The following is a 13,134-nucleotide window of genomic DNA, read 5'->3' on the forward strand; positions in this document are numbered from 1 at the left end:
AAAATAATTTTAGCCTAAAGCAACATCCGCACGTGTCGAGAAGCGATAGCCTGTACCACGTACCGTTTGTACAAAACGGTCTACGCCATACGGTTCTAAAACTTTACGTAAACGACGAATATGCACATCAATAGTTCGGTCTTCAATATATACATTGCCGCCCCAGACTTGGTCAAGCAATTGCGCTCGGGTGTAAGCGCGCTCTGGGTGCGTCATAAAGAACGCCAATAGACGATATTCGGTTGGGCCCATTTCTAAAATATTGTCACCAAAACTGACACGCTGGCTGACTGGGTCCAAAATTAAACCGTTGGCATCAATAGTTTTTTCACCGCTTAAGGCATTGGCACGACGTAAGACCGCTTTAATACGTGACACCAGTTCACGGGTCGAGAACGGCTTAGTCATGTAGTCGTCCGCGCCAGCATCTAAACCTTGAACTTTGTGATCTTCTTCGCCACGTGCAGTGAGCATAATCACAGGAATTTCAGCAAGGTTGTCATCGCGTTTTAGGCGACGGCACAAGTCTACACCGCTGACACCGCCTGGCATCATCCAATCAAGCAAGATAAGCACTGGACGTTGATCGACAATCATCTGATGAGCTTGTTTTGCATCTTCTGCTTGTAAGCACTGAAAGCCTGCCATATCTAAAGAGGTATGGATCATCTCCCGAATTGGAAGTTCGTCATCGACGATTAAAATGTAGTCATCTTTCACAACGCAATATCCTATAGATGTTAACGGTGGACCGTTTTATTTATGACAGGCTTATTACAAAGATTAATTATGACAGTATCATTGCAGAAAGGGTTGAATGGGCTATTTTTGCAATAATTTGTGACAAAATAGTGTCGATTTGATGAAAAAACTGAACAGATTCAGTCAAAGTAAATAGGGTCTGCTGACACTTCGTCTATGTTTGCGACGTGAGAGATATATCTCGCAAGATTTTTTAGCTGATATAAGGCATGAGGCAGGAAATTTAGTTATTCTAAGTGACTGACTCATAACGCAATAGCAGCAAAAAAATATGCTCGTTCCGAAGGACTGTAGCTAAAACTTTCTCAGATTGCGTTATGAAACTTGGCAATAGACCCACTATTCCCTGCGTTTCATGCCTGATCTGCTCAGTTTTAGCCTACAGCGCAAGCCATTTATGAAATGTCAGCAGACCCCTCTGAATTTGAAAAATATTATGAATATTTTTCGATTTTATGACAATGTCGAAGAATCTTTCACAAAAGCTTGCTCTTTTTCCGAAAAGGTCTGTAATAACGATAAAAATACAATACGGCAAGAAGACAAGATATCTTCCATGGATTGTTTGAAATCGCTCATCACCCAGCGAATCGCAATTTGGGTGACATAACCATTTAAGCCTGTCGCTACCAGTGAAATTTCTCGGTTGGGGCGGTCTAAATGCGGCATCATCAGCATGACAAAGGCCTGAATCATGCGGTCAAAACGCGACATAGTTTCGTGAATGGTGGCTTGGTTATGTAGTTCTTGCACCAGCATGGCATCAATATAAATAATACGTGCCATTTGCGGGTTATTTTTTAGCGTGGTCAGTAAAGCAGTCAGTCCTGCATCAATCATTTTTTTAGGATCAGCCGAGGCTTGCATAATGGCTTGCATGACATTTTGCTGTAATTCATCAATCAATTTTAAAAAAATGGTCTGAAACAGTTCTTCGCTTTTTTTAAAGGATTCGTAGAAATAGCGCTCGGTTAGTTTGGCTTCGGTACAAATATCTTTTACGGTCACGGCAAAAAAACCATGCGTGCCATAGGCTTGAATACCTGCCTCAATCAGTTTTTCACGACGCGCCTGTTTGCGCTCAGTTAAAGACAAGCCTTTAAACTGACGTTCTTTTTGTTGTTTCTGGGTGGTTTTTTCTGTTTCTGCAGTCACGGGCAGTTGTTCTGTCATGTTCAGTTAAGCCAAATAAGAACCGTAATTAGGCTTTATACTAGCAATAATTATCTGTTAAACCTATGTTTTCAGATTCATTTGCGATATTCGTACTGGCTTATATTGACAATACTTATTGTCAAAATTATATTTAAACCACAGCGCATCGCACAGCCCTACAAAACAACAAGCAGGTCTGAACTGTGCACGCCACATACTCAAGGAAATCACATGAAAAATTTTAAAAATAAAGTTGCCGCAATTACAGGCGCAGGCTCGGGTATTGGGCAGCAATTGGCTGTTCTATTGGCGAAGCAAGGCTGTCATTTATCGCTCAGTGATGTGAATGAACAAGGTTTGGCGCAAACAGTGGATTTGCTCAAAGACAGTAATGTGCGCGTGACCATTAAAAAGGTGGATGTTTCTAAATTAGAACAAATGCGCGAATGGGCAGCTGAAACTGTGCGAGACCACGGCTCGGTCAATATGATTTTTAATAATGCAGGCGTGGCGTTGGGTTCTACCGTAGAAGGTGCAAGTTACGAAGAGTTGGAGTGGATTGTTGGTATTAATTTCTGGGGTGTGGTCTATGGCACCAAAGAATTTTTGCCTTTAATCAAACAAACGGGAGATGGTCATATCATTAACATTTCCAGTTTATTTGGTTTAACTGCACAGCCAACGCAGTCGGCTTATAACGCAACCAAATTTGCGGTGCGCGGTTTTACCGAGTCTTTGCGTCAGGAATTGGATTTGGAAAATTGTGGTGTGAGTGCGTTGAGCGTGCATCCAGGCGGGATTCGTACCAATATTGCCAACAATGCTAAAATGAACGATAGCATGCGCACTTTGGGCATGAATCCTGAAAAATCGGCACGTGCTTTTAATAAATTATTGCGTTGCCCGCCTGAAGAAGCGGCGCGCCAAATTTTAGAAGCGGTACAAAAAGACAAGCGCCGTTTATTGATTGGTAATGATGCCAAAACTTTGGATTTAATCCAGCGTATTGTTCCAACGGGTTATCAGAAAGTTACCGCATGGGCGACTAAGTTGGGCAAGAAACGCGGTTAATCTAACTTACAAATATAAAAGACCATTCAGACCAAAACCTGAATGGTTTTTTTCTTCCAGACAAATTGATAATACGCACCTTGACCGATGCACAGGCTCACAAATGCCAAAGCGTAGGCATACCAAATTCCTTGCAAGCCCCACCACTGACTGAAAAAATAAGCACACGGCACTTCAATTAAAACAATCGCTAAAATATTGATGATCATTGGCACATTGACCGTGCCACTGGCGCGCATAATAGAGGCAAAAATTGCACTGGCACCAAAAAATAAAATGGCCCATAGCACAATAAATAAGAGTTGCTGACCCAGTACCACCACTGCAGGATCGGTAATAAACAGCGCCATCAGATATTTAGAAAATAAATAACCCAAGCTGACTAAAATACCTGTAATTAGCAGATTCATGCCCAAGGCAGTACGGGTCACTTTGGCCAGTAATTCGGCTTTGCCTGCACCAATGGCTTGTGCTGCAAAAATTGAAGCGGCAATTGCAATAGATAGCGCAGGAAATTGAATATAGTTCAACACCTGATTAACTGCGCCATAGGCGGCAGTGGCCTCAGCACCATGCCGATTGACCAAACCGACAATCACCAAACCTGCCATAGAGGTAGTGACCATTTGTAAGCCTGTGGGAATCCCTAAGCGTAAAATCACCTTGCTTAAATTGGGTTGATGCCGAATTTGACGTAGTAGATGCACATCCATTTTTAAGGGATGATTCTTTTTATTCAGGTAAATCACCAAAAAAATTAAAACAGCCAGATAGCCCAGAATGGTGGCAATTGCAGGGGCAATAATGCCCAAGCGAGGAAAGCCAAAATAACCTGCAATCAGGATGGGGGTAATCACCAATCCCATTAAACTAGTCAAACTCAGGGCAATGAGTGGCGTAAGGCTATCGCCCACTCCACGTAAAATAGAGGTATAAATAATATAAACAAACAGCAGTGGGCTGCCTGCCAACATCCATTGCACATACGGCAGGGATAGATGCATCACTTTAGGGTCTGTGCCTAATAATATTAAAATTTGTTCGGCAAAAATCACCCCCAAACAGGCAATGAAACTGCCGCCAATTAGGGTCATAAATAAAGTCGAACCGACAATACAACGCACTTTTTCGACATTTTGTGCGCCCCACGCTTGCCCGACCAACACGGTCGATCCTGCCGAAAGCCCAATCACAAAGGCCATCAGGCAAAAAATAATGGGAAAAAATACCGACACCGCAGCAATGGCTTCCACACCGAGCATTTGCCCGACAAAAATCGTGTTAATGGTGCCCGAAAGATTTTGCAAAATATTGGTGGCAATCAGTGGCAATAGAAACACCAAAAAGGTTTTCCAAAGCTGAGGGTGATCGACCAGTGCCTGAGGTCTTGCCATGCCAAATCCTGCGCTTCAATATGCGGTTGTTTGAAATTTCACCCTAGCATGATTTGGTCATAAAAAGCCTTAGCTTTTCAGTAACTCAGTGGCATTTGTTGCCGCTTAAATTGCCGATAAAATTTCACCTGCACGCAACAGGGTTTCGGTTTTTTTAGCAAAGCAGAAACGGATTAAACGTAAATCATCGGGTGGGGTTTGATAAAATGCAGACACAGGAATACCGACAATGCCGTGCTCCTCGGCTAGAAAATGGCACATATCGACAGCATTTAAGCCGGGACGGATATTGCTGTAATCTAAATTTTGAAAATAAGTGCCTTGTGCAGGGCTGAATTGAAAGCGTGAATTGGCAATGCCTTGATTAAACAAATCACGTTTGTCCTGATAAAACTTTGCCAGTTCTGCAATATGTTCAGGGTGCTGCTGCATATAATTTGCCAAAGCCACTTGCACAGCGCTAACTCCGCAGAAATTAATAAATTGATAGGCTTGGCGAAAGAGCTGCATTAAGGCAGGTGCAGCCGCACAGTAGCCTGTTTTCCAGCCTGTGACATGAAAAGTTTTACCAAAGGAACCCACGACAAAACTGCGTTCCCTAAGCTCAGGAAAAGACAGTGCAGAGCGGTGTTGATGCGCATCAAAGACCAAATGTTCATAGACTTCATCGGACAGCACCACAATATTATGTTCCTGAATAACATCAATTAAATGCTGCCAATCTTGCGCTGACCATACTGTGCCTGTGGGGTTATGTGGTGTGTTGATGATGATCATGCGGGTTTTGGCATGAATCGCATCTTTGACCATATTCCAGTCCACCTGAAAATGTGGAGCCTGCAGCGGAATATGAACGGCTTTTGCACCCAACAATTTTACACAGGGTGCATAACTGTCATAACTTGGATCAAAAATAATGACTTCATCGCCTGCCTGCAGCACGGTTTGCATGATGCTAAAAATAGCCAGTGTTGCCCCTGGGGTGATGGTAATTTCACTGATCGGGTCAAGCATTAGCTGATCACGCTGTAAAAATTGCTGTGCCAGTTGTTCGCGTAGTGGCAAGTAACCATCGCCCGAAGGATATTGATTGAAGCCTGCGTGTGTGGCTTGGCTTAAAGCATCCAGTAATGCTGCAGGTGGGGGAAAGTCGGGAAAACCCTGCGATAAATTTAAGGCATTCAGTTGTTGTGCCAAGTTAGACATGGTACTAAAAATACTCAGACCTTGAGCAGGCAGTTTCGCGTGAATATCGAGCATAGTGGGGTTCTGGTTGTGGCAGCAGCTTGTTTTACATCGTAGCGTTTTCAGGGGGGAATGCAAATGGGGTAAAGGGTGATGATGTGGCTTGAATAGATCGTTCGAGGCGTTATTTTTGATTGAACACCTCAAGATCGACTTATCAAAAAAATTTCATCTCAAATCAACTCCACCAATGCCCGAATAATCCCCAATCCCAGACCAATAAATGCACCTACCACTACACCATTGACCCGAATCATGTGTAAATCACCACCGACTTCGTTTTCAATTTTGCCAATCATTTCGCGCGAGTCCCATTCATGAATGCGCTCACTAATAAAGCGAATTACTTTTTCACTATATTGATCTGACAAGTTCACCGCAATCGTACTCATTTTTTCATTCAGTAATTGACGTACTGCGGTATTGGCAATGATATTTTCACCGACTTGCTGAATAGCAACACGCAGGTTTTGTGCAATTCCCGAATCAGGTTTTTGTAAATCTTCCTTAATCGCATTGCAGAGAATCACCACTGCACCACTGATAAAATTCAAGACTTGTGGACTGTCTAATAGGGCATTTTTAGTGTCATTTAGACGTAGACTGGCACTGCTGTTGTTATCTGCCAGTTGTAACATCAGTTGTTGCCCAGCCTCTTCAATTTTTTGTCGCCAAGGGTGTTCAGGGTCTGCCAACATAGATTCGACCCGTTGCAGTAAAGAATCTATGGTGCGTTGCTGCACATCAATTCCAATCCAGCTCGCACCTTTGGCCAGTTTCCACACGCCAAGCTCTTTAAACAATTGACGGGTCAATTCACGGCTTTTTTCAGGATGTTTCAGCATCCAGTCATGGGCAAGGTCTAAACCGCGTTGCAGCACATCCTGATGAAAGTCATTTTCCAAAACCGCACGCAGCATTTCACTGGCCAAGTGGTTGACCTGCGTGTTGCGAACCCATTGCACACTGTTGCTTTGAATAAAGCGCCCAATTTGTTCTTGCCCGACAAATTCAAAAATTTTCGGTACAGTCTGCTGAATGACTTGGGTCACTTGCGCATTATTTTGTGGATTCGCCAACCATTTGCCCACGGATAAAGATAAGTCAGTGCTGTGCAGGCTTTTTTGTACCACTTGGGGCGATAAAAAGTTTTCCTGTACGAAACGCCCCATCGACTCGGCAATACGGTCTTTGTTGCGTGGAATAATTTCGGTGTGATCACGTAAGAATTTAGGAATTGGCATTTTGCCAAAAGGATTGCGAAACAGCACCGTAATCGCATACCAGTCTGCTAGCCCACCCACCACGCCTGCTTCGGCAGACAGCATTAGAATGTGAATCAACCACGTATATTCAGGCAGTAATTTTGCGGTCAGCATTAATGCCAGCCATGCCAGCACGGCAATCACTAAAGCAATGGTGGCAAAGCGTTTACTGCGTTGCAGGCTCGGAGAGCTATGCTGCGAGCTGCTCGCTAAAGTGTGGTCAGACGCTGTATTCATGCAGGCATCCTTATCTCATTAGGGCGCGGCAGGGGCAGAGGTTGGTGGGGGTAATGGTTGTCCTGTGGGACTTAAACCATATTTTGCCCCCAGTGATTGTAAAATTAGGCTCGCATCAAAGGCATCTTCAGGTGCAGATTTTTGATCTTTAAAACACTGAATGGTGTAAGACACTTGAGTCGGATCGAGGGTCACCACTTGCGGCATATCATAGAATGGGTCAGGCCAGAATGGTGCGCGACGATGATAATATCCATACGGCGAATAGCTATACGGATAGTAACTTGGTGCAGGGTAAACCACGGCTTGTCTAGGTGGTTTCTGGCTACGGTTACTCGGATCATCTAAAACTTTAAAAAAGCGAAAACCGTGTTGCAGCGTGGTTTGTGCTGCTTTCACCAAAGTAATTTCTTCTGCAGTGCCAAAACTCATGTTATGACCCGCTAAAAAACTAATCCGATAGGTTTGCGCATTCAGTGGTGTGGTGCTGTATTGCCCCAACTGCTCAAAGCTGAGCGGTTTAGAGGATGTCGTGGCACAGCCTGTAAACAGCAAACTGCTGGCAAGGGCAAGACCGAGTAGGGAATATTTCATGTGAAAGCTCCTGTACACATCAACCAGCCAAGACAAGCTCGCCAGTTAGAAACTGCTATTGGGTTGGGTTAAAAACTCAAGTTCTTCTGCACTCGAAGGACGTCCCAACACCTGATTCCGATGTGGATAACGTCCAAAACGGTCAATAATCACTTTATGTTTCAGTTCATAGCCCAACACGGTGGGGTCATTCAAACTTTCAAACAACGTTAATGCGACTTCGTGAATACGTTTGGATTCACTGTGCATAAACGGCATATATAGAAAACGACGTTCGGTTGGGTTTAAGTCCTGATCCAATTTTAAGTGAATCATTTCTTGTGCCAACACCAAGGCCATTCCATCTTGGGCAAAGGCACGCGGGTCATTACGGTATAAATTACGTGATAATTGATCTAAAACAATGATTTCAGCCAAACGACCTGCGGGTGTTTCGCGCCATGTCCATAGTTCTCCTTGTGCCGCTTGTTGCAGTACATCGGTAAATTTTTCTGCAAGCACGGCATCAAACTCTGCGCTTTTGACAAACCAGTTCGGTTCCGCAGCAGGAGAAAACCAAAAATCTAAAAAATCCTGATAATTCATACGCTTTATTATTTACCTCTGTTCTTTTGATTATAAAATCACAAATTTAGCATGTCTTATAGTGCAACTTTGTGATAAAAAATTGCCAAATTAAAATTTATTGACGTTGACCACTTTATTAAATGTCAGCATGCCCCAAAATCATCATTTTGTTAGAAAAAACAGCCCAAGCGCATGTGCTGATGCCAAATCAAGTTATACTTGAACGGTAGCAATTTCATCTCAGATCATCTGCATGATAGAGAAAATTGCCACCGACCCAAAATCAGCCTGTGGTTTATGTCGTATTTGTAGTGTATTGGATTAAGCGAGAGTGTAATGAGTCAACCCGAACCAAATGCGCAAGATGTTCTACCAACATGGGTAGACGCTGCGTTGCTTCAAGGGATGTTGCGCGGGATTGAACGCGAAAGTCTGCGTATGCAAAGCGATGGCTTCTTGTCGCAGCAAGCACATCCTCAAGCCTTGGGTTCGGCACTCACACATCCGCATATTACTACGGACTATTCCGAAGCGTTGATGGAGTTCATTACTCCACCGCAAAGCAGCATTCAACACGCGCTTGATTATTTGCGAGATATTCATAGCGTGGTGCATCAGCACTTAGGCGAAGGTGAAAAACTTTGGCCGCTGTCGATGCCGTGTATGCTCGATGAAACCGATGACGGTATTCCACTGGCGCAATATGGCAGCTCCAATATTGGGCGCTTTAAAACCTTGTATCGCCGTGGTTTAGGTGTGCGCTATGGTCGCCGTATGCAGACCATTTCAGGGGTGCATTATAATTTATCCTTCCCTGAACATTTATTTGCCGCCTTGCAACAACATGAAAGTGATGAGCAGCTCAAAGCACTGAGTTTGCAAGATTATCGTAGTCATCGTTATTTAGGTTTAATTCGTAACTTTATTCGTTTAACGCCATTGGTGATGTTTTTAGTCGGTGCGAGTCCATCGGTTTGTCAGTGTTTTATGACAGGGCGTGAACATCATTTGTTGCCGTTGTTAAGAGGCACGTTGTATTTACCGTATGCGACTGCGTTGCGTATGGGTAACTTTGGCTATCAAAACTCGGCGCAGAAAAAACTTGGTATTCATTACAATGACTTAACAGGTTATTTAGATGGTTTGCAAAAAGCCGTGAAAACCCCGTACTTGCCATTTAGCCGCTTAGGTTTAGATGATGCTACGGGTGAGCCAATTCAAATTAATGACCATGTGCTGCAAATCGAAAATGAGTACTACAGTTTGGTGCGCCCAAAACAAGTACCACAAGAAGGTGAAACCCCATCTCAAGCACTTGCCAATCGTGGTATTGGTTATGTCGAATTACGTGCGGTAGATGTTAATCCGTATAGCCCAATTGGGATAGATGAACATACCGCAGGCTTTTTGGAAGTCTTAGCATTGTATTGTTTGTTGCAAGACAGCCCAGCCTTGTTAGATGCGGAACAAAGCATCATCGAAAAAAATCAGGCCGAAGTGGTCAATCGTGGGCGTGCGCCAAATGCGCACATTCAAGAGAGCGATGTTAAAACCCCAATTGAAGCGTGGGGACAGCAGTATGTCACCGCCATGCAACCTTTGGCTGCTTTACTCGACCAAAGTTATGCGACGCAGCTGTATTCTCAAGCTTTAGAACGCATGATGGTGCGTTTGCATGAAGTCGATGAAACTCTGTCGGCACACATGATTGCCGATACTATTCGTCATGGTGGTACGTGGGGCTTTGGCAGTTATATGGCACAGCAACATGCACATGCGTATGAACAACATACGCTTCGTCCTGAAACACAAACATATTTTGATGAAATTGCAGTGCAATCTATTCAGCAACAACAACAACTTGAACAAGCACAAGGTCTGAGTTTTGCAGACTATGTCGCACAATATAGATAACAGTTCAGGGATTTAAACATGCAATTGAGTTATCGTCTGCTAAGTGGTGTTTTATTTTTAGCCAGTGTCATTGGGATGACATTTGCATTGTATTTGGAGCATGTGCAAGGTTTAGCGCCGTGTCCACTGTGCGTTTTTCAGCGGGTGGGCCTAATTGCATTGGGCTTGGTTTCACTGATTGCCTTTGTGCATAACCCTAAATCTAACGTGGTTAAGCGTATTTATGCGCTGTTCGGCAGTATTGGAATTTTATGGTCGGTGGGTGTGGCAGCACGTCATGTTTGGCTGCAAAACTTACCGCCTGATCAAGTGCCAAGCTGCGGCCCAGGACTGGATTATTTGGTAGATGCTTTACCCATGAAAGCTGTGTTGCAACAAGTGCTGTCGGGTTCAGGTGAATGTGCTGTGATTGATTGGACGTTCTTGGGGCAGTCTTTACCCGTGTGGTCATTGCTGTTCTTTAGCGTGTTGGCACTCATCAGTTTATGGCAATTGCTGCGTAACTATCCGTTTGTGGCATCGACTACATTTGGCAAAGTGAAGAAAAAATAAATTCGGGCTACTTGCTCACTGAATTGATAAAAATGCGCCATCTCAATGTAGATGGCGCTTTTTTATTTGTGTATTTAGGGGCTGTTGAAAATCCATCTAAAAATCATCGTGTTGTAGCGTATTTTGAACTGTTTAGACTATGTTAGGTGAGCGCGATGCCTTCTAAGCTTGACCAATCACCAATAAACTCACGAATTTGCTGCTCTGGCACTTCTTCATGCGCAGGATAAAACCATTTCACCAATTGCTCAGCCACACTCGGATGATATTGCAACTGAAAATGGTTCAGACCATAGAACACAGCTTTGTGTGATTCAGGCAGTCTTAATTGAAACCGTGGGTTAGGGTGCTCCCCCAAAGCACTTTTTACACTGACCAAATAGTCGCCAATGACTTTGCGGGTCAGGTTCTGCTTTTTCTCGAACTCAATACTGCCTGCCACGAAATAAGCATTAATATGGGTTGGCAAAGGTGCAGGTTTGCGGTTGTCATCGACCTGTCCAATTCGTGCCTGATTATGTTCCCAGTCATCATCTCGCACACTGCCATAGCGCAAATCTAAAATGCCGTTGCTGCGAATGTTGACCAAATGCCCGACAATTTTCACAATAGGAAAGCGACCTAATTTTTCCTGTAAATGGAAACCAAAACGCTCCAAAACAGCCCCGTGATGTGGTGAACCCAAGCAGACCAGATTTTCGACCAAGTGAATCCAGTGCTGCAAATTTTGCTTACCGTAAAACAGCGCACTGCGCGACACCAAGCCACCCATGCTGTGCCCAATTAAATCAATACTGGTAATTTTAGGATGACGCTGAATTAAATCATCTAAGGTATTGGCAAGACTGCGGCCATTGGCAGAAATGCGACGCCCTGTATTGTAATTCAGATATAACATGGTGTTATGGTCACGTTGTGCCAGTAATTTTTCACCAAAACCACCAAATTGGTGTGTAGTCCAATCGAGGTGATTGCGGCATAAACCGTGCACAAAAATCACCACACGCCCAGACAAATCGCCTTGTTGGACTTCGCCATAATGGTCATAGAGCACCATAGGTAAGGCGAGCGGATTTTGCTGTTCGAGTAGATAATCTCCCAATACGCCATTCAGTACACCGACTAAAAAATGCAGGCTTGGTGTGAGTGCTTTGTCATGTAAGTTGGGAAATTGCGCAATAATTTGACGTAAACCTGGCGCAACAAAGTGATAGCCGTATTGTTGTAAGCTGTGAAAGGCAAACTTATACAGCTTTTGAAAAGTCGCGGTTTTTTGAAACTTTTGCGAGCGTTGTTCGCTCATGCCAAATACGCTGAGCAAAACTTCACGCTGAATGGTTTGAATCACTTCGCTCATCACGGCATTCAGGCGCGTGCTGACCAACTGTGCCAAGCCTTCTAAGATATCGGCCTGACTTGGAGGTGTACGGTCCCATCTACAATAGGTTTCATGCAGCGGTGTTAAACTTGGCATACTGTGTTGCCCCTTGTGTTCCCATATACCGAACGCTTTATTTTTACTTGGGTTCGCGGTATAAACTCAAGGGTCTGTTGGCATTTCATGAATTTACAGGACTGTAAATTTTTAGATGAATTGTCACCAAACCCGATACTTTTATTTTATCGTGTTCATCTTGAACTACTTGTAAAATACCGATGAATGCCAAGATGTTCGCATCTTTTTGTCTAACAATTGCATTTTTCCATGAAAATTAAATTAAAAACGCAAAATAAGTGCTGTATCAGCCAAAAATTGAATGGTGTTACTTAGAAATGTCACGCATGAATTTAATTTATTTACATGGTTTTCAGAGCAGTCCTTTGTCCATGAAAGGGCAGCTATTGTATGCCTATGTGCAGCAGCATCGCCCTGGTATTCAGATGCATTTGCCCGATTTAAATGCCCCGCCTTTACAGGTCTTAGCAAACGTTTCGGGATTGATTCAAAGTTTGACGAACGTGGCGTTGGTAGGGAGCAGTCTAGGCGGCTTTTATGCGACACAACTGGTCGCACAGCATCATGTGCCTGCTGTTGTGATTAACCCTGCTATGCGACCATGGCAATTGTTTCAGGACTTGTTTGGCGATGTGCTGCCCTATGTGGTACATCCGAACTGGAGCTTAACTGCAGCGCAATTGGATGACTTAGCAGACATTGCGTTGCCAGTTGCGCAAGATGCAGACAAAATATTGGTGTTATTGCAACAAGGCGATGAAGTTTTGGATTATCGTGAAGCGCAGCGTTATTATAGTGCTGCCTCACCTTCGGCCATGATCATGACTGAAGCGCACGGCAATCATGCCATGGATGATTTTGCAGACAAAATTCCGATGTTACTGCAATTTTTATCGGATTCCCTAGCTTAAGGAAACAGTAC

Annotated in this window: 12 protein-coding genes; 4 read left to right on the forward strand and 8 right to left on the reverse strand. The window is 43.8% G+C overall.

What is annotated here, in order from left to right; all coding sequences use genetic code 11:
* Positions 1–9: 9 nt before the first annotated feature.
* Both phoB and VF675_RS04390 read right to left on the reverse strand, forming a co-directional pair.
* The gene (gene phoB, locus VF675_RS04385) at positions 10–720 is read right to left on the reverse strand and encodes a phosphate regulon transcriptional regulator PhoB (RefSeq protein ID WP_440204834.1); all 711 of its coding nucleotides are present in this window, start codon (positions 718–720) and stop codon (positions 10–12) included.
* Positions 721–1,215: 495 nt separating this feature from the next.
* Positions 1,216–1,935 (reverse strand): TetR/AcrR family transcriptional regulator, encoded by a 720-nt coding sequence (locus VF675_RS04390; RefSeq protein WP_440204835.1) that lies wholly within the window; start codon positions 1,933–1,935, stop codon positions 1,216–1,218.
* 213 nt (positions 1,936–2,148) lie between these two features.
* On the opposite strand from VF675_RS04390, the gene VF675_RS04395 reads away from it, so the two are divergent.
* Entirely contained in the window at positions 2,149–2,988 is an 840-nt protein-coding gene (locus VF675_RS04395; protein WP_096901500.1) for an SDR family NAD(P)-dependent oxidoreductase, read from the forward strand.
* Between the two features lie 26 nt (positions 2,989–3,014).
* On the opposite strand, the gene VF675_RS04400 is transcribed toward VF675_RS04395, so the two are convergent.
* The 5 genes from VF675_RS04400 to VF675_RS04420 form a co-directional block, all read right to left on the reverse strand.
* Positions 3,015–4,382, reverse strand: a complete 1,368-nt coding sequence (locus VF675_RS04400) for an MATE family efflux transporter (protein WP_440204836.1) — start codon at positions 4,380–4,382, stop codon at positions 3,015–3,017.
* Between the two features lie 105 nt (positions 4,383–4,487).
* A complete protein-coding gene (locus VF675_RS04405) occupies positions 4,488–5,642 on the reverse strand; it encodes a methionine aminotransferase (protein ID WP_096901502.1) in 1,155 nt (384 codons plus the stop codon).
* A 158-nt stretch (positions 5,643–5,800) separates the two neighbouring features.
* The gene (locus VF675_RS04410; protein ID WP_131261223.1) at positions 5,801–7,129 is read right to left on the reverse strand and encodes a DUF445 domain-containing protein; all 1,329 of its coding nucleotides are present in this window, start codon (positions 7,127–7,129) and stop codon (positions 5,801–5,803) included.
* Positions 7,130–7,147: 18 nt separating this feature from the next.
* Positions 7,148–7,723: a CC0125/CC1285 family lipoprotein gene (locus VF675_RS04415; protein WP_104852739.1), complete on the reverse strand. Its 576-nt coding sequence runs from the start codon at positions 7,721–7,723 to the stop codon at positions 7,148–7,150.
* Positions 7,724–7,768: 45 nt separating this feature from the next.
* The gene (locus VF675_RS04420; protein ID WP_096901505.1) at positions 7,769–8,308 is read right to left on the reverse strand and encodes a DUF924 family protein; all 540 of its coding nucleotides are present in this window, start codon (positions 8,306–8,308) and stop codon (positions 7,769–7,771) included.
* 318 nt (positions 8,309–8,626) lie between these two features.
* Between VF675_RS04420 and gshA the strand changes: the two genes are divergently transcribed.
* Together gshA and VF675_RS04430 are read left to right on the forward strand one after the other, a co-directional pair.
* The gene (gene gshA / locus VF675_RS04425; protein WP_096901506.1) at positions 8,627–10,204 is read left to right on the forward strand and encodes a glutamate--cysteine ligase; all 1,578 of its coding nucleotides are present in this window, start codon (positions 8,627–8,629) and stop codon (positions 10,202–10,204) included.
* A gap of 18 nt (positions 10,205–10,222) precedes the next feature.
* Complete coding sequence (locus VF675_RS04430) at positions 10,223–10,756, forward strand: disulfide bond formation protein B (RefSeq protein WP_004974176.1); 534 nt, start codon at positions 10,223–10,225, stop codon at positions 10,754–10,756.
* A gap of 142 nt (positions 10,757–10,898) precedes the next feature.
* On the opposite strand, the gene VF675_RS04435 is transcribed toward VF675_RS04430, so the two are convergent.
* Positions 10,899–12,230, reverse strand: a complete 1,332-nt coding sequence (locus tag VF675_RS04435) for an alpha/beta fold hydrolase (protein ID WP_004974178.1) — start codon at positions 12,228–12,230, stop codon at positions 10,899–10,901.
* 308 nt (positions 12,231–12,538) lie between these two features.
* Here VF675_RS04435 and VF675_RS04440 point away from each other — a divergent pair, with 308 nt between their 5' ends.
* Positions 12,539–13,123: a YqiA/YcfP family alpha/beta fold hydrolase gene (locus VF675_RS04440; RefSeq protein ID WP_440204837.1), complete on the forward strand. Its 585-nt coding sequence runs from the start codon at positions 12,539–12,541 to the stop codon at positions 13,121–13,123.
* Positions 13,124–13,134: the final 11 nt, after the last annotated feature.

The organism is Acinetobacter sp. Lyrl_1 (genome assembly GCF_051948795.1).
Taxonomy (GTDB): Bacteria; Pseudomonadota; Gammaproteobacteria; order Pseudomonadales; family Moraxellaceae; genus Acinetobacter; species Acinetobacter towneri.